Annotated in this window: 22 protein-coding genes; 4 read left to right on the top strand and 18 right to left on the bottom strand. The window is 69.2% G+C overall.

Features of this window, described 5'->3' with window-relative positions:
• Positions 1–15 precede the first annotated feature (15 nt).
• Positions 16–780, bottom strand: a complete 765-nt coding sequence (locus IH68_RS0130330) for a hypothetical protein (RefSeq protein WP_030941331.1) — start codon at positions 778–780, stop codon at positions 16–18.
• A 417-nt stretch (positions 781–1197) separates the two neighbouring features.
• Here IH68_RS0130330 and IH68_RS0130335 point away from each other — a divergent pair, with 417 nt between their 5' ends.
• The 3 genes from IH68_RS0130335 (at position 1198) to IH68_RS0130345 (ending at position 2676) form a co-directional block, all read left to right on the top strand.
• The gene (locus IH68_RS0130335) at positions 1198–1662 is read left to right on the top strand and encodes a hypothetical protein (RefSeq protein ID WP_030941332.1); all 465 of its coding nucleotides are present in this window, start codon (positions 1198–1200) and stop codon (positions 1660–1662) included.
• Positions 1663–1831: 169 nt separating this feature from the next.
• A complete protein-coding gene (locus IH68_RS0130340; protein WP_030941334.1) occupies positions 1832–2125 on the top strand; it encodes a hypothetical protein in 294 nt (97 codons plus the stop codon).
• 245 nt (positions 2126–2370) lie between these two features.
• Positions 2371–2676 (top strand): hypothetical protein, encoded by a 306-nt coding sequence (locus IH68_RS0130345; protein WP_030941336.1) that lies wholly within the window; start codon positions 2371–2373, stop codon positions 2674–2676.
• Positions 2677–2801: 125 nt separating this feature from the next.
• On the opposite strand, the gene IH68_RS0130350 is transcribed toward IH68_RS0130345, so the two are convergent.
• The 4 genes from IH68_RS0130350 to IH68_RS0130365 all read right to left on the bottom strand — a co-directional run bounded on the left by IH68_RS0130350 (position 2802) and on the right by IH68_RS0130365 (position 4967).
• Positions 2802–3209 (bottom strand): hypothetical protein, encoded by a 408-nt coding sequence (locus tag IH68_RS0130350; RefSeq protein WP_063763558.1) that lies wholly within the window; start codon positions 3207–3209, stop codon positions 2802–2804.
• Between the two features lie 123 nt (positions 3210–3332).
• A complete protein-coding gene (locus IH68_RS50300; protein ID WP_051833804.1) occupies positions 3333–3755 on the bottom strand; it encodes a hypothetical protein in 423 nt (140 codons plus the stop codon).
• Between the two features lie 378 nt (positions 3756–4133).
• Positions 4134–4487: a hypothetical protein gene (locus IH68_RS0130360; protein WP_030941343.1), complete on the bottom strand. Its 354-nt coding sequence runs from the start codon at positions 4485–4487 to the stop codon at positions 4134–4136.
• 216 nt (positions 4488–4703) lie between these two features.
• Complete coding sequence (locus tag IH68_RS0130365; RefSeq protein WP_030941344.1) at positions 4704–4967, bottom strand: hypothetical protein; 264 nt, start codon at positions 4965–4967, stop codon at positions 4704–4706.
• Between the two features lie 421 nt (positions 4968–5388).
• On the opposite strand from IH68_RS0130365, the gene IH68_RS0130370 reads away from it, so the two are divergent.
• The gene (locus IH68_RS0130370) at positions 5389–6813 is read left to right on the top strand and encodes a condensation domain-containing protein (protein ID WP_051833805.1); all 1425 of its coding nucleotides are present in this window, start codon (positions 5389–5391) and stop codon (positions 6811–6813) included.
• Between the two features lie 450 nt (positions 6814–7263).
• Here the strand turns inward: IH68_RS0130370 and IH68_RS0130375 are convergent, their stop codons facing one another.
• From IH68_RS0130375 to IH68_RS0130435, 13 genes are all read right to left on the bottom strand, one after another.
• Complete coding sequence (locus IH68_RS0130375; protein ID WP_030941348.1) at positions 7264–8586, bottom strand: sulfate adenylyltransferase subunit 1; 1323 nt, start codon at positions 8584–8586, stop codon at positions 7264–7266.
• The gene (gene cysD, locus IH68_RS0130380; protein WP_030941350.1) at positions 8586–9518 is read right to left on the bottom strand and encodes a sulfate adenylyltransferase subunit CysD; all 933 of its coding nucleotides are present in this window, start codon (positions 9516–9518) and stop codon (positions 8586–8588) included. The genes IH68_RS0130375 and cysD overlap by 1 nt, the downstream gene beginning before the upstream one ends.
• Entirely contained in the window at positions 9515–10066 is a 552-nt protein-coding gene (cysC, locus tag IH68_RS0130385; protein WP_030941352.1) for an adenylyl-sulfate kinase, read from the bottom strand. Before cysC ends, cysD begins: the two co-directional genes overlap by 4 nt.
• A 125-nt stretch (positions 10067–10191) precedes the next feature.
• Positions 10192–11490 (bottom strand): condensation domain-containing protein, encoded by a 1299-nt coding sequence (locus IH68_RS0130390; protein WP_030941354.1) that lies wholly within the window; start codon positions 11488–11490, stop codon positions 10192–10194.
• Entirely contained in the window at positions 11490–13013 is a 1524-nt protein-coding gene (locus IH68_RS0130395; RefSeq protein ID WP_078912666.1) for an amino acid adenylation domain-containing protein, read from the bottom strand. The genes IH68_RS0130390 and IH68_RS0130395 overlap by 1 nt, the downstream gene beginning before the upstream one ends.
• Positions 13010–13282 (bottom strand): phosphopantetheine-binding protein, encoded by a 273-nt coding sequence (locus IH68_RS0130400; protein WP_030941357.1) that lies wholly within the window; start codon positions 13280–13282, stop codon positions 13010–13012. The genes IH68_RS0130395 and IH68_RS0130400 overlap by 4 nt, the downstream gene beginning before the upstream one ends.
• A gap of 56 nt (positions 13283–13338) precedes the next feature.
• Entirely contained in the window at positions 13339–13695 is a 357-nt protein-coding gene (locus IH68_RS0130405) for a VOC family protein (RefSeq protein ID WP_030941359.1), read from the bottom strand.
• Positions 13696–13757: 62 nt separating this feature from the next.
• Entirely contained in the window at positions 13758–15008 is a 1251-nt protein-coding gene (locus tag IH68_RS0130410; protein WP_030941361.1) for an MFS transporter, read from the bottom strand.
• A 132-nt stretch (positions 15009–15140) separates the two neighbouring features.
• Positions 15141–15869, bottom strand: a complete 729-nt coding sequence (locus IH68_RS0130415; RefSeq protein ID WP_030941363.1) for a sulfotransferase family protein — start codon at positions 15867–15869, stop codon at positions 15141–15143.
• Positions 15866–16954 (bottom strand): M20/M25/M40 family metallo-hydrolase, encoded by a 1089-nt coding sequence (locus tag IH68_RS0130420; RefSeq protein ID WP_051833808.1) that lies wholly within the window; start codon positions 16952–16954, stop codon positions 15866–15868. Before IH68_RS0130420 ends, IH68_RS0130415 begins: the two co-directional genes overlap by 4 nt.
• Positions 16951–17775 (bottom strand): [LysW]-aminoadipate kinase, encoded by an 825-nt coding sequence (locus IH68_RS0130425; protein WP_051833809.1) that lies wholly within the window; start codon positions 17773–17775, stop codon positions 16951–16953. The genes IH68_RS0130420 and IH68_RS0130425 overlap by 4 nt, the downstream gene beginning before the upstream one ends.
• A 2-nt stretch (positions 17776–17777) precedes the next feature.
• Positions 17778–18788, bottom strand: a complete 1011-nt coding sequence (gene argC / locus IH68_RS0130430) for an N-acetyl-gamma-glutamyl-phosphate reductase (RefSeq protein ID WP_030941370.1) — start codon at positions 18786–18788, stop codon at positions 17778–17780.
• Positions 18785–19645, bottom strand: a complete 861-nt coding sequence (locus IH68_RS0130435) for an ATP-grasp domain-containing protein (RefSeq protein ID WP_030941372.1) — start codon at positions 19643–19645, stop codon at positions 18785–18787. The genes argC and IH68_RS0130435 overlap by 4 nt, the downstream gene beginning before the upstream one ends.
• Positions 19646–19664: the final 19 nt, after the last annotated feature.

Consider the following 19664-nt stretch of genomic DNA (forward strand, 5'->3'; position numbering starts at 1 on the left):
ACTACCGGGAGGCCATCAGCCGAGTCGGGGCAGACCCAGGTTCCCGACGGGAGGCGCCGCGACCTGTCCGAGACCGAGCCCGGGCACCTGCGGTGCTGCGCCGGCGGGCGAGACCAGCGGGTCGATGAGCGGGTTCACCTGGGGGTTGAACTGCGGGTTCACCTGGGGGGCGACATGCGGAGCCGGCTCCGGGTTGAAGACCTGGGGCATGGCGACCTGCGGGGCGACCTTCGGCATGACCTCGGGCGAGGACTGCGGGGCGACCTGCGGCTGGACCAGCGGCTGCTGCTGAGGAGCGGACTGCGGGGCGGACGCCGGTGCACCGGCCTGCGCTCCACCCACCGACGAGGCGACAGCGGTGGCCTGGCTCGGCTGCGGAGCGGCCTGCGGGGCGGCCTGCGGGGCGGGCGCCGGGGGCGCGTACTGCGGCGCCGGCTGGGAGTACGACTGCGGGCCACCGGACTGCGCGGTGCTGTCCGCGGTGGACGCGGCAACGGCCCGCATCGGTGCGCTCTGCGGGGGTGCCGGGTAGTACTGGGGAGCCGGGGCCGGGGGCGCGTAGTACTGCGGGGGCGGTGCCGGGGCCGGGTAGTACGCGGGCGCCGGGGCCGCGTACTGGGGCGCCGGGTAGTACTGGGGCGCCGGGGCCGGGTAGTAGGGAGCAGCCGGAGCGCCACCGATGTACCCGGGGTACGAGTCGGCATGGCTGACGCCGGCGCCGATGGCGGACAGACCGCCGGCCGCTGCTACGACGAGCGCGGCCTTGTGAATCTTTCGCATGGAACCCTCGGCCCTTCAATACCTGTGCAGGGAAATCCGTTGTATTCAGTGCTGTGTTGCGTGCGCTCAGTCTGATGTTCACGCCGGAGCCGACAGCGGATCCCCTTGCCCCTCTCACCGGTTCATGGTCGCTGCCCTCTCCCTGCTGGCAACGACATTTACTTCTGTGCGGTCACGGGATCCAGAATTCCGTCACCCATTTGGCATTGATCTGATTACCGGCCCGCCGGGGGCGAATGGGTGACTGCTTCCCGACTGCCGTGACTGGCCCCGAACTTGCTTCGTTCCCCACGGGGACAGAGCGATGATCCATCACCCACCGCAGCCGCCCAGGTCAGCAAGAGCAGCCACAACTCCACTGGCTCATCTGCTATTTCAGTACGTTCCATGCCAGGTCAATGAAGGGCCGAAGGTTCCATGCGCAAGTTCCAGCACGTCGCGCTCGTCGTAGCAGCGGCCGGCGGTCTGTCCGCCATCGGCGTCGGCCCCAGCGTCGCCGACGCCCCTGTCGCCTACGGCAACAGCGCTCCGCCCCCGGGTCCCGCCATGGCCGGCGCCTTCACCGCCACCCAGGCCACCGCCCACACCTCCGGCGGGCCCGTCCAGCGGCAGGCGGCCCCGGCGCAGCCCGCCGAGGTCAATCCGCAGGTCAATCCGCAGTTCAACCCGCAGCTCAACCCGCACATCGGCTCGCCGTCGGCCCCGGCGCAGTCCGGCGGCAACGCCGACCAGTTCAACCTCTTCCGCCCGGCCCAGGAGTGCAGCCCGCAGTCCGTGCTCAACGCCAACCTCCCGGTCGCCGTGCTCGCCGCCGCCGAGACCAAGGGCGTCGCCTGCACCCAGGCCAACAGCCAGGCGAACGCCCTCGCCAAGGCCCACTAGGAGCCACAGAGGCCCACGGGGATCGCCGGACGACTTCAGGGAGCTGCCGCAACACGATCACAGGACACGGCGCGTCGCTAGGTGATTGTCGGTTATTTCCTATTATTCTCCGTAACTGTAAGAAGTCGATCTGTTACAGATCGCACCCACTCACTCCACCGGAGATGACATGCACCAGCTTCGCAAGGCTGCCGTCCTGGTCGCCGCCCTCAGCACCGTCGGACTCCTCGGTGCCGGCACCGCTCAGGCTCACGACGACGGGGGCAAGGGCGGCAAGGGTGGCGACAAGTTCAACGTGCTGCAGAGCTCCAACTGCAAGTCGCACGACCTGAACGTCGACGTCCTCGGCCAGGTCGGCATCCTCAACGGCCTGCTCGGCAACGCGCTCAACGGCGAGGGCAACGCCGGCGGCCAGGACACCCACATCGGCTCGAGCATGGGCTGCAACAACAGCGCCTTCTAGTCGAATGACGGCCGCATAGACGGCCGAGAGCGGGAAGCAGGTCCCGGCACCGAGCTCCAGACTCGGTGCCGGGGCCGCCTTTTTTGTCACGGCAGCAGCATTTCCAGGGCATCGACCAGGACAGTGAGGATTCCCCCGAATTCGGCGCGCCGCACAGTCTTTTACGGGTATTTCTTATTAACCTCCGTAACTGCACGAAGTCGATCTGTCACGGATCGCATCCACTTCACTCCACCGGAGATGTCATGCACAAGCTTCGCAAGGCTGCCGTCCTGGTCGCTGCCCTCAGCAGCGTCGGACTCCTGAGCGCCGGCGCCGCCCACGCCGATCAGGGCGGCTTCGGCTCGGGCGAAGGCGGCCATCGCGGCGGTGGCTTCAACATCATGCAGAGCACCACCTGCCGTTCGCACGACGCCAACGTCGACGTCCTCGGCCAGGTCGGCATCCTCAACGGCGCTGCAGGCAACCTGCTGAACGGCGAGGGCAACCCGGGCGCTCAGGAAACCCACCTGGGCTCGGACATGGGCTGCAACAACAGCGTCGGCAAGTAAGTCGGCAAGTCAGAACCGTCCTTGGTGCCCCGGCCGCTCGGCCGGGGCACCAAGGCGTTCACAGCGCCGGAATGCGGAAATGCCGGATCGGGAACAACCCCGATCCGGCACTCGCCGATTGCACCTCAGAAATCGAAGTGCGGCGTCGTGACATGGAGCGCCTTGACGTGCGGCGCACTGATGTGGGGCGCCCTGATGTGGGGCCGCTTGAACCCCCTGGGCGTCGGCGCCTTGTTGGTGCAGTCCAGCACCGGCCCGACGTGCGTCGACCCGTTGTTGAGCATGCCGTCCTCGGGCAGCACCAGGCGCGGCCGCGTGGTCGTCGAGCAGCTCTGCGTCTGCTTGACGACGAACGTGCCGTGCTTGCCCCTGTGGACGCTTTCGCTCTTGTGCACGCAGACGGTTTCCCCTGCGGCGTTGGTCTTGCAGCCACGCGGGTTCTCGTCAGCCTGCGCGTGCACGGCTCCGACGCAGATCACGGCGAGACTTCCGAGGATCCCCGTGACGGTTGCGATTTTCTGCCGACTGAACATGCGCTGTGTTCCTTTGATCGATATATCGGCACAGCCCGGACGCGCACCCTGATGGGTTTGCTGCGCGTCCGGGCTGCCTTTGCCGTTGAGGGTTTTGTTCAGGTCGTTGCGCCGGGGGCTTCTTTACCTGGAGCCGTACGGGGCGGCGTACTGCGGCGCGTACTGCGGGGCGTACTGCGGCGCGGCCTGAGGTGCGGCGTACTGCGGCGCGTACTGCGGCGCGACGATGTACTGGGGCACGAGGTACTGGGGCGCGGGCTGAGGTGCAGCCATCGGGGCGGCCTGCGGCGCGGACGGCGGCGCGAAGTTGACGTTCATCGGCGCGAAGTACGGAGCCGCCTGCGGGGCGCCATACGGGGCCGCCTGCGGGGCGTCGTGCGGGCCCCATCCCCCGCCGCCCCCGTAGGCCACGGCGTTGGCCTGCGAGGAGGCCACCGCGGTGGCCCCGCCTCCCCAGCCGTCGGTGGCGCTGCTGACGCCGGCCCCGAGGGCGGAGAGCCCCGCGACCGCTGCAATTACTGCCGCGGCCCGCTGAAACTTGCGCATGATTAGACCCTTTCCTAGCTGGGCGGGAAGCCCTGGCTCGACTACTTAATGTGAGCATATACACACGAAACGTAGTCATTTGGGATCTTGGGCCCTTCTGTGCACCGTGTCGGCTTATGCCAAAGCAGCCTTCCGCCCGCTCGGCCGCGGACTGGGAGAGGGAAAAGGGAAAGGGATGTTGCGGGACGGGCAGTTGGTGATGGGGGGCGGTCGCGCACTCGGCGCTCTCCTGTAAAACGACGATTCCCCCGGCTCAAGTCACGGGCAGCATGCGGCAGTCACCCATCTGCCGCGGACAGAGAAAAAACCGGCATACAAAAGCGGACGGCCGGACCGGGTCGCCCCGGTCCGGCCGTCCGCCGTTTGGAAGTGCGGGCCTCAGCCCAGCAGGCCACCGGGCAATTCCGAGGGGGTGTCCTTGTCGTCGACCCCCGGGTCGTTGGGGGAACAGGTCACCGCGGGCCCGATCTTGGTGCTGCCGCTGTTCAGCAGGGGGATGACGGGCAACTCCATGGGCTTCTGCGGTGTGCAGGTGTTGGCCCGGCGGACGATGAAGTCCTCACCGTCGGACGTCTTGCCCGCGAACCGCTGGACGCAGGTGACATCGCCCGACGCGCTCACCGTGCAGGCACCCGGGCCCGCTGCCGCAGACGCCTGAGTGACTCCGGTACAGGTCACGGCGAGGCCGCACAGAAGCCCCGAGACGGCCGCGATCTTCTTCCTACTGAGCATGTGATCCGTTTCCTTTGTGAGGGGCACCCGGGCGCCGCGCGCCACGGGCCGGCCCGTTTCGCCTACGAAGTGAAGGGCTGATCTGCTGAAGGAACTTCCAGAGCCATCACGAACGCATGCGGGCCACTGGAGCGGCCTCGCGCTCCGGGCGGCCACACGTGAACGGGCCCCTGCGGGGGGTGACCCCGAGGGGCTCGCGGAAAGCGTCGTCCACGATCACCCAGTGAAGGCGTTGTTGAACTGACCGCAGGTGGTGTCAAACGTCTCGGAGAGACCGAGAACGCCGATCGGGAGGTCGCCGTCAGCCACCGTCTGCGGGCTGCACTCCTGGTACGGGCGGTACTGCTCGGTCACCTTCGGCTTGGCGCCGTGGCCGTGGCCGTGGCCGTGGGCGTAGGCGGTGCCGGCGCCGGCACCGATGACGGAGAGACCGCCAGCCGCCACTGCTGCTGCGATCATGGCCTGTTGAAGCTTGCGCATGAAACCCTCGGTCCTTCATTGCCTGGATGTCGAGGCAGATTGCCTACTGTGACTGGACGAACACTAGCAGTAACGACTAGGCATTCCACACTGCCGGATATCCCGTGTCCACTCGACGCGCGGCAACTCCGGCTTCCGCAAAGTCCGTTCGAAGGAGGGCGTATTCTCCCCGTACGAGAATGGGGGCTGCTCGCCCCCGGCCGGGGTGAACTCCGGTTTCTTGAGCGCGACTTGTTCGTATGTTGAAATGCCCGGCACAGTGAATAGGGGTGTTCCGCACCCCGATTGGCGCACATCCGCCGATCACTCAATCCACTCAAAAGTGGGAACACCTCATGTTCCGGGTATCTCATTTCGCGGTCGCGGCATTCCCTTGATCGGGTCCGCCCGATTCGGGCTCCAACTGCGACAGGAGACGCCCGTGCGAATCACCGACATCCAGCGCTGCGAAGTCCGGCCCGGACAGCTCGTCGAGTGGGCGCTCAGTCCGGCGACCGTCACAGTGGCGGCGGGCCTTCCGGAGGACCCCCGCCCGCCGGCGTACGTCCAGGAGTCGCACATCAGGACCGCCCGATCGGTGCACGAGGACGGCCTGTTCGTGCCCACGTGGGTCGGTACGGCATTCGACATCCCGGGCAGGGTCGACCTCGACGCGCTGCAGGACGCCCTGCGCAGCTGGACGCTCCGGCACGAGACGCTGCGCAGCGGATTCCGCTGGGACGGCGACGAGATGCGCCGTTTCACGCTCGACACCGAGGACGTGTTCCTCCACCGGGAGGACATCGGCGACTTCCCCGACGCTGCGCAGCTCGTCCAGCACCTCCAGGACCGCTTCGACGCCTCCGCGAGCGCGCTGAGCTGGCCCAACTTCCTCTACGCGGCGGTCGTCAGGGACGACAGCGCGAGCCTGTACATCGCGTTCGACCACAGCAATGTCGACTCCTACTCCATCCAGCGCATGCCCGCCGAGATCAACGAGCTCTACACGGCGGCCGCCGAGGGACGCCCGGTCGAGGAGTCGCCGGTCGGCAGCTACGTCGACTTCTGCGAGATCGAGCGGGCGGACGCGGACCGGATCGACGGCACCCACGAAATCGTCGGCCGCTGGCGGGACTTCATCCGGCGGTGCAACGGGAAGCTGCCCAACTTCCCCGTCGACCTGGGGCTTGAGCCCGGCGGCGAGCTGCCCAGGCAGAAGCTGATGCGCGAGATGCTGGTCGACGCCGACACCGCCGCGGCGTTCGAGTCGTACTGCCGGCCCTTCGGCGGCAGCCTCGTCGGCGTCCTGGCCGCCACCAGCCTCATCGTCCACGAGATCGGCGGACAGCCCGTCTACCGCGCCGTCGTGCCGTTCCACACGCGGGTGAAGTCCAAGTGGTCCGACTCCGTGGGCTGGTACGTCGGCGGGGCCCCGATCGAGGTCGCCATCGACGAGGCGCCGGACTTCCCCGCCGCCCTGACCGCCGTGCGCGCCGAACTGCAGGCCAACAGGTCGCTGGCGCGCATGCCCCTCGCCCGCGTACTGCGACTGCTCGGCGAGGACTTCCGGCCGACCTCGCCCGACCTGTACTCGATCGTCTCGTTCGTCGACGCACGAGGCATCCCCGGGGCCGAGCGCTGGGACGAGCTGGCGGCCTACGGACTGGTGCGGGTGTCCTACGGCGACCAGGTGTGCATCTGGCTGAACCGGCTCCACGAGGGCCTGTGGTTCACCTGCCGCTACCCCGACACCGACATCGCGTACAAGAACATGCGGCTGTACGTCGAGCGGCTGCGGGACGTCATCCTCACCGTGGCCGGCGAGCAGCGCGTCAGCGAACTCGCGCCGCACGATCTCGCCGGGTGAACGGCATGAACAGGGGCGGCCGGAACCGGGCTGCCCCTGTTCGGAGTCACACGACGCACGCACTCACCGCGGGGAGCCTGTCGGCCGGCGCCGCGTCGACGAGGTCTGCCACGACGAGCTCCGCCTCCCGGGCACCACTCCGCGATCAGTTGGACGGTGGCGTCGCTGTTCGCCTCGAAGAGCCGCTCGACCGCGTCGAGGTGTCGGGGCCGCCGTAGCGCAGGGTCTCGGGGCAGTAGCTGTGCATGTCGCGGCAGAGTGAGATGGTGCCCCTGCGACCGCCGGGTGCCAGGCCGGATCACACTGCCCGTCACCCATGGCAATGTGATCCGGTCCAGATGGCATGCTCAAGTCGGCGCCGCACGGACGACTCACGGTCGGGGTGCTCCGCATCCTCGCGCTGCAACCGGCCGGAGTGAGTGACTGCGACCGGTGCCCGACAGGATCGCTCTAGAAGTCCCACCCGTCATCGGCGACACCCGACTTGACGGTCTTGGCTGCGAACGGCTCGCCCGCCATGCACGCCGTGAGAGTGGTGCCGTCGACCGGGTCGATCAGGAGAAACGAGCCGGTGTGCCGCGAGTCGACATAGGAGTCGAGGGCGAGCGGCTCTGCGGTGCGCACCTTGACGTGACCGATGTCGTTGGCGACGAGCTGCCCCGGGTCGGGGTGCTGGGAGAGGTCGTCGAGCGTGAGCCGCGACGGGATCTCCTCGACGATCACCTTGACGGTACGGGTGGTGTGCTTGAGCAGCAACCGCTGGCCGACGGTGAGCGGTGTGTCCGCGACATGGCATGCGGTCGCCTCGACCACCTTGGCAGGGCGGGGCGACTGCGGGCCGGTGGTGATCATGTCGCCACGCCCGACGTCGATCTCGTCGGCGAGCCGGACGCTGAGGGACGAACCCGCGGACACGACGTCGGCCGGTCGTCCGAGGACGTCGAGTGCGGTGATGGTGGTGACGCGGCCGGAGGGCTGCACGGTCACCGTGTCACCGACCCGGAGGCGGCCGGTGAGCAACTGCCCCGCGTAATGGCGCTCTCCGTCGTGCCGGATGACCATCTGTACGGGAAGGCGAGAGGGCCTGCTCGTCGCATCGTCCGCCAGCGGTACCGATTCCAGGTGCTCCAGGATGGTGGGGCCGCCGTACCAGTCCATGTGGGCGGAGGCCGCCACGACATTGTCGCCTACGAGTGCGGAGATCGGGATCGCTGTGATCTCCGGTACGCCCAGCTCCGTCGCGAAGTTCGTGAACTCCTCAGTGACTGCGGCGAAGACGGGCTCCTGGTAGTCGACCAGGTCCATCTTGTTCACGGCGAGGACGACGTGCGGGACACGCAGGAGCGCGGCGATGGCGGCGTGGCGGCGGGTCTGCTCGACTACGCCCTTGCGGGCGTCGACCAGGATGATCGTCAGCTCGGCCGTGGAGGCGCCGGTGACCATGTTGCGGGTGTACTGCACATGGCCCGGCGTGTCGGCGAGGATGAACCGGCGCAGGGGGGTGGCGAAGTAGCGGTAGGCCACGTCGATGGTGATGCCCTGCTCGCGCTCGGCCCGGAGGCCGTCGGTGAGCAGCGCGAGGTCCGGGCCCTCGGCGCCGCGGCCGCGGGACGCCTGCTCCACGGCTTCCATCTGGTCGGCGAGCACCGACTTGGAGTCGTGCAGCAGCCGTCCGACGAGCGTGGACTTGCCGTCGTCGACGGAGCCGGCGGTTGCGAAACGCAGCAGGGTGGTGGCCGAGACGTCGGCGAACTGCTCGGTGGACGTGCTCATTAGAAGTACCCTTCGCGCTTGCGGTCTTCCATCGCCGCTTCGGAGAGCTTGTCGTCGGCCCGGGTGGCACCGCGCTCGGTCAGCCGGGAGGCGGCGATCTCGGAGATGACTTTCTCGATGGTGGTCGCGTCGGAGTCGACGGCGCCGGTGCAGGACATGTCACCGACCGTGCGGTACCGCACCAGTCGGTGCTCGACCGGCTCGTCCGTGGTGGGGCCGCCCCATGCGCCGGCCGTGAGCCACATGCTGCTGCGCCGGAATACCGGGCGCCGGTGGGCGTAGTAGATCGACGGGAGATCGATCCCCTCGCGGGCGATGTACTGCCACACGTCCAGCTCGGTCCAGTTGGACAGCGGAAAGACACGGACGTGTTCGCCGGGGGCGTGGCGGCCGTTGTACAGGCGCCACAGTTCCGGTCGCTGGCGGCGGGGATTCCACTGGGAGAACTCGTCGCGAAGGCTGAAGATCCGCTCCTTGGCGCGGGCCTTCTCCTCGTCACGGCGCCCGCCGCCGAAGACGGCGTCGAACTTCTCCTGCCGGATCGTCTCCGTCAGCGGCACGGTCTGGAGCGGGTTCCGGGTGCCGTCCAGGCGTTCCTTGAGCAGGCCGCGGTCGATGTAGTCCTGCACGGAGGCCACGTGCAGCCGCAGTCCGTGCTCGGCGACCACGCGGTCGCGGTACTCGATGACCTCGGGGAAGTTGTGCCCGGTGTCGACGTGCAGCAGCGCGAAGGGGACAGGAGTCGGGGCGAACGCCTTCAGCGCCAGGTGCAGCATGACGATGGAGTCCTTGCCCCCGGAGAAGAGGATCACCGGCCGCGCGAACTCGCCCGCCACCTCCCGGATGATGTGCACGGCCTCGGACTCGAGCACGTCCAGGTGGCTGAGGGCGGAGCGGTGGTCCGCGACGGTGTCGAGGGAGCGGGAACTCATATCAGACGCCTTTCCTCAAGGAGGCTCAGCAGGGACGCGGCGGACTCGGCGACGGTCTGCGCGTGTGCGGGTATGCGCAGGTCTGGGAGGTCGGGGGCCTCGTACGGGTCGTCGACGCCGGTCAGTCCTGAGATCTCACCGGCTGCCTGCATCGCGTAGAGCCCCTTCACGTCGCGCTCGGAGCAGGTGCTCGACGGCGTTGCGACGTGGACCTCCAGGTAGGGGGTGTGGGAGGCCTGGTGCCGTTCCCGCACCGCCCGCCGACTGTCGGCATAGGGGGCGATGGAGGGCACCAGTGCCAGCACGCCGTTGCGGGCCAGCACTTCCGCGACCAGGCCGATGCGCTGAACGTTCGTGTGCCGGTCCTCGCGGCTGAAGCCGAGCCCCGCCGACAGGGTTTCGCGGAACTCGTCGCCGTCGAGCACCTCTACCCGGTGCCCCTGGCCGCGGAGGTGATCGGCCACGGCCTTGGCTATCGTCGTCTTCCCTGAACTGGGCAGGCCCGTCAGCCATACCGTCGCACCGCACGCGCAGTCGCGCGTCGCCAGACTGGATCGCGGTTCCGTTTTCACCGGCGTGTCACTCTCTTTCTTGACGTCCGCTCACATCGGGGAGGGGCGTCGCCGACGGGCGACGCACACAGGGCCGGGACATGGCCGGTCCGCCCACTGCATCATTTGGTCCGGGCCAGCCGGTCGAACACGGTGCGCACCGGCACCCGGGGGTCTTCCGCGACCGCGGCGAGCACAGTCAGCCATTGCCGCAGCACCATCGCCGCCTCGTCGGCGGTGAAGCATGAGGTGGCGTAGTCGGCACGTACGTCCCAGCCGTCGCCATCGGCGACCACGTACTGGAGCCAGTCGGACTTCGCCGCGGCAGCTCCGACGTGCACCCGCCGGCAGCGCAGGCCGGGGAGGGACAGATCGCCGGGGGACTCGTCGAGCACGAGGGCGACGCGGTTGAGGCGCGCGCCGGACATCATGCCTCGCGCGCGGTTGACGCCGCCGATCATGCCGTACGGCACGTGCCGGTGGCGCAGTACGTCGAGCAAGACGCGCTTCGCAGCTGCGCACACCTCGGCGAAGGTGGCGTCGGCGGGGACCCGGTAGCGCACCGGAAGCAGATCGGTGAGGCAGCCGAAGACGCCGTCGAGCTCCGGCGCACCGCGCCGGGAGACGGGGCTGCAGATGATGACGTCCTCGCCGTTCACCGCCGCGACGGTGAGCGCCATGCAGGTGCTCATCAGCACGTTCGGGGTAATGCGCAGCGACCGGGCCGTCGCGCGGACGGCCTGTCCGAGCTCGGCGGGGATGGTGGCGCGGACGCAGTCGCACGCGGTCTCCCGGCGTTCCGGCAGCGGGCGGGCCCGGGGCGGCAGCTGGGTGAGGGGCGGCACCCCGTCAAGGAAGCCGTCCCAGAACGCGAGGTCCTCCGGGGCGATCCCGGCCTCCCGCGTCCGGAGGGCGTAGGCGCCGAGCGTCGTTTCCGGCGGGGGGAGCTCCGCCGGCTCGCCGCCGGTCTCCTCGGTGTACAGGGCGGACAGTTCGTGGTCGAGCAGCGCCAGGGATGCGTCGTCGATGGCGACGTGGTGGATCTGCAGCAGCAGCGCGTACTCGTCCGGCGCGTAGTCGTACAGCGTCATCCGGGCGGGCGACTCGGTGAGGTCGAGCGGGCGCTGCCCGGCCCGGCGCAGGGTCTCGTACAGGTCTCCGCCGGGCCACGGGAGCCGTTCGAAGGGGACGGCGCCGGCCGGGTGGACGTGCTGGACGGCGCCGGTCTCGTCATGGGTGAAGGTGGTGCGAAGCACTTCGTGCCGCCGCACCAGTGCACTCAGGGCGCGCTCCAGGGCGGGGACGTCGAGGGGGCCCGTGATGTGTTGGGCCCAGGTCTCGAGGAACGGCGAGGGGGCTCCCATGAACTGGTCGGCGAGCCAGAGCGCTTCCTGTTCGAAGGTCTGAGGGAATGCGCGCATCAAACCGGGCGCCTCTCCAGAGCTGTGAGGTCGACCTTGCCGTTGTCGCGTCGCGGCAGCTCGTCCATCGGCTCGAACCTGGCGGGCACGGCGTACGCCGGGAGCAGGGTGGCGAGGTGCTTGCGCACCTCCCGCGGGGTCGGCGCATGGCCCTCGACGAGGGTGTAGACCAGCGCGATGTGGTCGACCGTGCCGCCTTCGTCCGTCCGCGCGACGGCGGCGCAGGTGCGGATTCCGGGGGTGGCTGCGGCGGCGGCCTCGATGTCGCCCAGCTCGATCCGGTTGCCGCTGAGCTTGACCTGCCGGTCGCCGCGGCCGTGGTAGTGCAGGATGCCGCGGTCGTCGAAGAGTCCAAGGTCGCCGGTGCGGTAGGCGCGGCGCTTCTCGCCCGCCACCTCCAGCTCCGGGAACCGTTCGCCGGTCAGCTGCTCGTTGTTGAGGTAGCCCAGGGCCACTCCGGGGCCGAAGGTGACGATCTCGCCGCGCTCGCCGCGTGCCGCGGGGGAGCCGTCCTCCCGAAGGAGGACCACTGTCGTGCCGGGGACGGGCACGCCGACGGGGATGCCGGAGGGTACGTCGGCGTCGGCCGGCACCATCCGGTGCACCGACGTCAGCATGCAGTTCTCGGCCGGTCCGAAGCCGTTCCAGAGCGGCAGATCGGGGAAGCGTTCCAGGAACATCCGGACATGCCGGGAGGACTGCTTCTCGCCGCCGACGTAGAGGGTCTTCAGTCCTTCGAAGGCGTCGAGGTCCTCGTCGACGATCAGGTTGAACAGGGAGGTCGTCAGCCACATCGTGTCGACGTGCTCGTCGGCGACGAGGGTGCGCAGTCGGCCGGGCATCAGGTGGTTGTCGTCGACGACGACGACGGCGCCGCCGGCGGTCAGCTGGCCCCAGAGCTCGAAGGCGTACATGTCCCAGGCCGCGGGCGCGACCTGCGCGGCGGTGCGACCCGGGCCGAAGCCGTCCAGTCCGCCCGGGCCGAACAGGCGGGTGACGGCTCGGTGGGGGGTGAGTACCCCCTTCGGGACGCCCGTGCTGCCCGAGGTGAAGAACACCATCGCCGGGTCGTCCAGCTCGACGGGCAGGGGCTCGAACCGGTCCGCGGCCCCAGTCCGCGCCAGGTCGGCCAAGGGCGCCGGGGCGATCGTCCGGGTGGCGCCGAGGGGCTCACTGCCCGGCAGGCCGAGGACGACCGGGTCGTCGAGCTGGGACAGGATCGCCTCGATGCGGCTCGCCGGCCAGCGCGGGTCGAGGGTGGCGTATGCGGCTCCGCTCATCAGCACGGCGAGCTGGACGGCGACGAGGTGGGCGCCGCGCGGCACCAGCAGGGGGACGATGTCGCCGGGCTGCACGCCCCATCCGACGAGGCGGCCGGCCAGGGCCGCCGACGCCTCTGTGAGCGTCCGGTAGTCGACGCGCTCGTCGCCGTGGACCACGGCGGGGGCGTGGGGGGTCGCTTCGGCGTGCTGGAGCACCGCTGCGTGCACACCGCGCAGTGGCGGCGGGGCTTTCTCGGTCATTCCGCACCCAGCCGGATCTGCTCGGCGAAGTCGGCCAGCTCGTCGTGGTCGAGAAGCCACATGGGATTGACGCGGAGTCCGAGCCTCCGCTCGATGCGGGTGCAGATGCGGATGGCGGACAGCGAGGTGCCGCCGAGGTCGTAGAAGCTGTCGCCCCGGCCGACCCGGTCGACGGACAGGACCTCTGCCATGACGGCGGCGATCTCCTCCTCCAGTTCGTCCGTCGGCTGCTCGTACTCGGCCTCGCGCACACCGTGATTCTCGGTCACGGGATCTCCTGTTCTCAGCTGTTGGTCTTCACTTGGCTCATGGGGCCGCGGGCCCCCTATTTCTGGGACAGGATGCAGAACTCGTTGCCCTCCGGATCGGCCATGACCACCCAGCCGTGCGAGCCCCGGAAGTCGGTGACGACGCTCGCTCCCAGGGCGATCGCGCGGTCCACCTCCTCGTCCTGCGAGCGGCCCTCGGGGCGCATGCAGAAGTGGACGCGGTTCTTCACGGTCTTCTCGTCGGGCACGAGGATGAAGAGCACCCTGTGTCCGTGCTCGCTGATCACGTAGCACTCGTCCGATCCCGGACGCACGCCCTCGTGCGGGGTGAACTCCGCCATTTCGCACCACCAGCGCGCCATCGCGTAGGGGTCGCGTGCGTCGACCGTGGTGTGCGACAGGGTCAGGCTCATCAGGACGTTCTCTTTCTGGAAGGGATACGGTCCTGTTCAAGGGACCGGTTCGGGCGTCCGGTTCAGGCGACCGGTTCGGGGGCCTCGGTCCGGGCGGTCTCCTCCGCCTCGCGCAGGGCGCGGGTCGTGACCCGGGAGGCGAAGACGATCGCCGCCGCCGCCAGTCCGACGCCGCAGACGACGAAGGTGGTCGCCGGGCCAAGCCAGCGCCCCAGTCCGCCGCCGAGGAGCCCCCCGACCGGCACCGCGCCGAGCACGATCAGGCGGTAACCGGCGGTGACCCGGCCGAGGAGCCCGTCGGGGACGACGGCCTGCCGGAGCGTGCTGACCACGATCTGGTTCAGGGCCGTGGCGACCGCGGCGAGGAACATGGCGACCTCGGAGAGGACGAAGCTGCCGCTGAGACCGAGGACTACGTAGCTGGCGGCGGGCACGAGCGCGGCCAGCCAGGTGACCGGTCCGCCGCCGATTGCCGGGACCACCCGCGCGGCGATCAGCGAGCCGAGGACGGCGCCCACGGCCGGGACGGCGATGAAGAGGCCGTACCACGACGCGGACACGCCCAGCGGGCCGGTTACCAGGAGGACGAGCAGACCGCCGGTGGCGGACGAGAACAGGTTGATCGAACCGGAGATGAACGCCACCCGCCGCAGCAGGCGGTGGTTCCAGAAGTACGACCAGCCTTCCCTGATGCTGCGCACGACCTCGCCGGGCGTGTGCTTGTCGCCGCTCGTGTCGCTCGCTATCGGCATCATCCGCGGCAGCAGGAGGGCGGCCAGCGCGCCGAGTGTGAAGAGTCCCGCCGTGGAGGAGAAGACCATGACCGCCGACATGGCGAACAGAGCGGCGCCCGCGGTGGGTCCGATGAAGTTGTTGATGGCCGACTGGGTGGCGAAGAGCCGTCCGTTCGCCCGCTCCAGGTCACTGCGCTGCACCAGGCGCGGCGGCACCGTGAGTGCCGCGTTGTCCACGAGGGTCTCGGCCGTGCCGGCGAGGAAGACCGCGAGGTAGAGGACCGCGATGCTGCGTACGTCGGCCATGAGCGTCAGAACGAGAAGGCCGAAGCCCACCGCGCGGACCAAATTTCCCGCCACCATGATGAGGCGCCGGTCGATGCGGTCGGCGAGGGCTCCCGCCGGCAGGGTGAAGACGACCCACGGCAGGAACTGCGCCACGGTCATCCCCGCGACCAACATCGGGTCGCGGGTCATCGTGACGGCGAGGAGGGGTGCGGCGGCCAGCACCAGACCGTCACCGAGATTCGACAGGCCCTGTGACCACCAGAGCTTGGTGAAATTTCGACCCAACGTCATATCCGATCCCCTGTCATCCTCAACTCGCATTCTCATGCGTTATTCGCATCGTCACGCCATAGCCTTCGGCGCTCGCCGGTCTTGACGCCGGTCAATTTCGGTGCCGGTGCACGGGATCAGCGGCTCGGGACGCTAAGCGCCGACTCCGCCGAGCGTTTCCCTGATGCGTTCGTAGTACGGCAGCTGATCCCGCTCGAAAGCGAGGGCGATGTCCTCCAGCTCGCCCGACAGCTGCTTCTTCCCGGCGTGGGACGCCCCCAGTGCGTTCGACTCGCTCGCGCCGACGTGCCAGCGCTCGGTCGCTTTCCAGCTCGCCGGGGGCTCCCGCCGGAACGCGAGGGACTCGGCCATGAACGCGATCCCGACGGCCTCGCAGTACTGCCGCATCTCCGCCTCCGGGCCGTCGGCCAGTCGGTCGCCGTCGACCAGGTGCATCGGCAGACCCGCGTCTGTCACCGCCGAGACGATGTCCCACAGGTTCCCGAACCCCATGGCCTCGGACGGGGCGTCGGCCTGCATCACAAGATGCGAGCGCACGGTGTCGCCGGGGTTGCGGACCATGGCCGCGTGCCGGCAACGCTTCAGGAAGTCGGGGTTCGCGCCCAGGGCGTCGATGCGGAAGTCGGTCGTGTCCTTGAAGAAGACCGGCCGGTCAGCCGCCAGCTCGACGAGCGCGGCCATCACCTGCTCCTGGCTCGTGCACGTACGGCCCTCGACGTCGACCTCGCCGAAGTCGGACACGCGCGAGAACGGCTCGTGTATCACCAGGAAGTCGCCGCGTTCGTACATCGCACGCTCGAATGCCGTGGACCGCGATCGCGGCACGGACCACAGAGCCAGAAGCATCGGCTTTTCCGTCATGATGCCACCCCCCTCAGAGTGGTTTCGATTTCACGCAGGGCTGTTTGCAGAATGCGAATACCGGCGAGATATTCCTGCACAAGAATGTGCTCGCTGTCGGTGTGGTCCTCGCGGGAATCCCCGGGCCCGTAGGTTGCCATGGGGACCCGCCAGGTCCTGCTCAAGGTGTTCATGTCGCTCGTGCCGGTCTTGAGCTTGTGGGCGGGCTGGAATCCTTCGAGCCGGATCGCGCGGGACAGGGCTCGGACGCACAGGGAACTCCGGGAGGCCACGACAGGCGGCACTTCGTACAACATCGCCACCTCGACCTCCTCGCCGAGGATCTCTGAGACGTTCCGGAGCAGTTCGCCGGAGACCGTTCCCTCAGGGGTGCGGAAGGTGAGCGAGCACGAACTCGTGAACGGCTCGAACCGGCCGTCCTTGATGATCATGCCGACGTCCTTGAAGTGCGCGTTTCCGTCGGCCGCGTAGGTGTCGAGGAGACCGTCGAGAGCCCGGATCAGGATCTCGCTGGACTTCGGCCCGGGGGTCGCGGTGTGCGTGCGCGGAACGTCGCACGTCACCTTGAGCTCGACCATGCCCTTATAGCCCAGGGTCACCGCCGACGCCCCGCTGGGTTCCCCGACGATCACGGCGTCGGGCACGGGGACGGTCTCGCGGATGTGTTCGGCCCCCTGCGACCACAGCGTCTCCTCCTCGACGACACCCACCCAGTGGATGCGGATGCCGAGGTCGCGGCTGTTCAGCGCGGCGACGAGCATCGCTGTCAGGGGTCCCTTGGCGTCGACGGCGCCGCGGCCCCGGATCAACCGGTCCGTCTGCTCGAAGGGCACCGCGCCGGGCACGGTGTCCAGGTGGCTGAGCAGCATGACCGTGTGCGCGCCGTGCCCGACGACGGCGTGCACGTTCCCCACATCGTCGAGGTGGCTTTCGGCCCCGAAGCCGAGGGCGATGTTCCGCAGCCGCTCGGCAAGCTCCCGTTCACCGCCGGAGACGGAGGGGGTGGCCACGACCTCGGCGAGCAGCGCGACGGCTTCGGCGTCGGTCAACTCCTGGTTCGGAGCACTGAGATGTCGGATCGTCACGGCGAGCCAAGGCCCTTTCCTATGAGGGTGCCGGCCCCGCGCAGAGCTGCTGCGAGGGGCGAGTCCACGCGGCCGTCGCAGACCTGGACCGTCTGCGCTCCGTTGTCGAGCGCCTCGACGGCGGCGGCGATCTTCATCCGCATGCCACCGCTGAGGCGGGGCACCAGTTCCTCGGCCTCGTCCCGGCTCAGCGAGCGGATGGTCGAGGAGGGGTCGTCCCGATCGGCGAGCAGACCGGGGGTGTCCGTGCACAGCAGCAGCCGGTCGGCGCGCCAGGCCGCCGCGATCGCGCAGGCCATGCGGTCGGCGTCGACGTTGGTTGCCTGGCCGTCGGCCGTCATGCCCGGAGGGCAGACGACCGGCACCATGCCGCGGTCGTGGACGGCGTCCATGAGGCTCGTGTCCACCTCGACGACGCGGCCGGCGAAGTTGTCGCGCACCACGCGGACGCTGTCGCCGAAGACCGCGCGCACCGCCGCCTTGCGCTTGGTGCGGACCAGTCCCCCGTCCATGCCCGACAGCCCGACCGCCACGACGCCACGTGCGCCCAGCTCCGAGACGATCCGCGCCTGGGTCCGTCCGCGCATCGCCATCATGAGGGCGGTCAGGGTCTTCGCGTCCGTGTACCGGGTCACCATCCCGTCCGGGGACTGGAGGGTGCGTCGCGGCAGGCCCAGTTCACGGATGGTGTCGTCGATATCCCGGGACCCGCCGTGCACCACGGTGACCTGGTGGTCCCGGCACAGGGCGGCGATATCGTCCGCGATCGCCTTGCTGTTGTCCTGGAGGCTGCCGCCCCACTTCACCACGATTCTCATCATGCTCACACCGGATGCAGGCCGGGAAACGTGAGTCCACACGTCTCCGGGAGACCGAGCATGAGGTTCATGCACTGCACCGCGCCGCCCGCCGCTCCCTTCACCAGGTTGTCGAGGCTGCCCATCGCGAGCGCCTTGCCGCGGTTGTCCGCGACGATCCCGACATCGCAGAAGTTCGAGCCGAGCAGCACCTTCGGGTCCGGATAGCGGTACGTCCCGCGCGAGCCGTTCACCAGGCGGACGAACGGTTCCGCTCCGTAGTCCTCGCGGTACATGGCCAGGAGCTCGCGCTCGCTCACCGCCCCGACGCCGACCTTCGTCACGGTCTGGACGCCCCGCACCTGCGGCGTCGCGGTGACGGTCATGGACACATCCACGCCGAGCGCCTCGATCACCTCGGCCTCGTGCCGGTGGTCGAACGGCGCGAAGACGCGCATCACCCCACTGCGCAGGGCATGCGAATTGGCCGAGCCGCTGGACGCCCCGGAGCCGCTGCTGCCGGTCCGCGCGTCGACCTGGACCTCGCGGAGCAGCCCTCGGGAGGCCAGCGGAGCGAGACTGAGGATCGCGCTCGTGGCCATGCACCCGGGGACGGCGACCCGGTCCGCGTCGGCGATCTCCTTACGGTGGAGTTCGGGCAGACCGCGGACGAACGCCTCGGCCCGCTCCCCCTCCCGCCGCCAGCCGTAATAGCGCTCCATGAGTTCCGGATCCTGGATCCGGAAGTCGGCGGTCAGATCGACGAGCTTCGGCGCGAGCGTGCTGATCTCGTCGAGGATCTCCGCCGTGGAGCCATGGACACCGGCGAGGAAGACGAGGTCGGCCGGCTCCAGGTCCGCCCGCCGGCGGTACCGCAGGCCGCTCCCCCGCAGCGGGGGGTGCGCGCTCTCCACCGCACGGCCGGCCTGGGTGTCGGAGGTGACGCCCGTGACCTGCACCTCGGGGTGGTGGACGAGCAGGCGAAGCAACTCACCGCCCACGAAACCCCTGCCGCCCACCACGACGACGCGCTTCATATCGTTTCCTTCACGTCGATCACTTGTGATACGCACGCCTCGACGATCCTCGCGGCCACATCGACCCCCGTCGCACCTTCGAATCCCTGGAACTCCACACGGGAGTTCACCTCGAGCACCATGAAGCCTCCGTTCACGCCCTGGACCAGATCCACTCCGGCGATCCGCGCACCCACGGCGGCTGCCGCCCGGACGCACAGCCCGTAGATCTCCTCGTTCGGCGCGATGCACTCCACCGTCGCTCCCCTGGCCACGTTGTTGCGCCAGTCGCCGCCCGACCGGGAGATGACGCCCACGCAGACGCCATCGACCACGATCCCCCGCAGGTCCGGGGCACCCGGACGGATCGCCTCCTGGACGATCACGGTCCTCGCGACCGCCGACGGCATCGCCGCGCAGTGCTCCAGGACGGCGTCCGCCGCGTGCCGATCGGTGATCAGGCCGACGCGGTTGCCCCAGGAGGCGCTCAGCGGCTTGACCACGGCGGGGTAGCCCAGCGATTCGATCGCCTTCATCCCCGCTTCTGCGGACGGCGCCAGCAGGGTGGTCGGCGTGGGGATGCCGCACTGCTTCAGTCGCAGGTACGTGGACCACTTGTTGCCGCACACCCGGGTCGACGACGCGTCGTTCACCGGACGGGCGCCGAAGGCTTCCAGCGACTCGGCCGCGAGCGCCGCCCGCTGGCTGGAGATCTCACGGTTGAGCACCGTCATGCCCCGGAACCGCTCCGTGTCCTTCGGGCCGAAGGAGAGGTTCCGGGGGTCCAGCCGGACCGCGTGGAGACCACGTTGGTCCAGCTCGGACAGGAGCCGGCGCTCCTCGTAGCGAACGGTGGAGAGAAGAAGTCCGAAACTCATCGGCCGTCCTCCCAACTCG

The organism is Streptomyces sp. NRRL S-646 (genome assembly GCF_000720765.1).
GTDB lineage: Bacteria > Actinomycetota > Actinomycetes > Streptomycetales > Streptomycetaceae > Streptomyces.

Excerpts from the sequence above, each read along its gene's own strand:
- IH68_RS0130335 (WP_030941332.1), top strand. The coding sequence starts at position 1,198 with ATGCGCAAGTTCCAGCACGTCGCGCTCGTCGTAGCAGCGGCCGGCGGT.
- IH68_RS0130390 (WP_030941354.1), bottom strand. The coding sequence starts at position 11,490 with ATGCGCGCATTCCCTCAGACCTTCGAACAGGAAGCGCTCTGGCTCGCC.
- cysD (WP_030941350.1), bottom strand. The coding sequence starts at position 9,518 with ATGAGTTCCCGCTCCCTCGACACCGTCGCGGACCACCGCTCCGCCCTC.
- IH68_RS0130375 (WP_030941348.1), bottom strand. The coding sequence starts at position 8,586 with ATGAGCACGTCCACCGAGCAGTTCGCCGACGTCTCGGCCACCACCCTG.
- IH68_RS0130365 (WP_030941344.1), bottom strand. The coding sequence starts at position 4,967 with ATGCGCAAGCTTCAACAGGCCATGATCGCAGCAGCAGTGGCGGCTGGC.
- IH68_RS0130360 (WP_030941343.1), bottom strand. The coding sequence starts at position 4,487 with ATGCTCAGTAGGAAGAAGATCGCGGCCGTCTCGGGGCTTCTGTGCGGC.
- IH68_RS0130435 (WP_030941372.1), bottom strand. The coding sequence starts at position 19,645 with ATGAGTTTCGGACTTCTTCTCTCCACCGTTCGCTACGAGGAGCGCCGG.
- IH68_RS0130425 (WP_051833809.1), bottom strand. The coding sequence starts at position 17,775 with ATGATGAGAATCGTGGTGAAGTGGGGCGGCAGCCTCCAGGACAACAGC.
- IH68_RS0130410 (WP_030941361.1), bottom strand. The coding sequence starts at position 15,008 with ATGACGTTGGGTCGAAATTTCACCAAGCTCTGGTGGTCACAGGGCCTG.
- IH68_RS50300 (WP_051833804.1), bottom strand. The coding sequence starts at position 3,755 with ATGCGCAAGTTTCAGCGGGCCGCGGCAGTAATTGCAGCGGTCGCGGGG.
- IH68_RS0130350 (WP_063763558.1), bottom strand. The coding sequence starts at position 3,209 with ATGTTCAGTCGGCAGAAAATCGCAACCGTCACGGGGATCCTCGGAAGT.
- IH68_RS0130405 (WP_030941359.1), bottom strand. The coding sequence starts at position 13,695 with ATGAGCCTGACCCTGTCGCACACCACGGTCGACGCACGCGACCCCTAC.
- IH68_RS0130415 (WP_030941363.1), bottom strand. The coding sequence starts at position 15,869 with ATGACGGAAAAGCCGATGCTTCTGGCTCTGTGGTCCGTGCCGCGATCG.
- IH68_RS0130395 (WP_078912666.1), bottom strand. The coding sequence starts at position 13,013 with ATGACCGAGAAAGCCCCGCCGCCACTGCGCGGTGTGCACGCAGCGGTG.
- IH68_RS0130345 (WP_030941336.1), top strand. The coding sequence starts at position 2,371 with ATGCACAAGCTTCGCAAGGCTGCCGTCCTGGTCGCTGCCCTCAGCAGC.
- argC (WP_030941370.1), bottom strand. The coding sequence starts at position 18,788 with ATGAAGCGCGTCGTCGTGGTGGGCGGCAGGGGTTTCGTGGGCGGTGAG.
- IH68_RS0130330 (WP_030941331.1), bottom strand. The coding sequence starts at position 780 with ATGCGAAAGATTCACAAGGCCGCGCTCGTCGTAGCAGCGGCCGGCGGT.
- IH68_RS0130340 (WP_030941334.1), top strand. The coding sequence starts at position 1,832 with ATGCACCAGCTTCGCAAGGCTGCCGTCCTGGTCGCCGCCCTCAGCACC.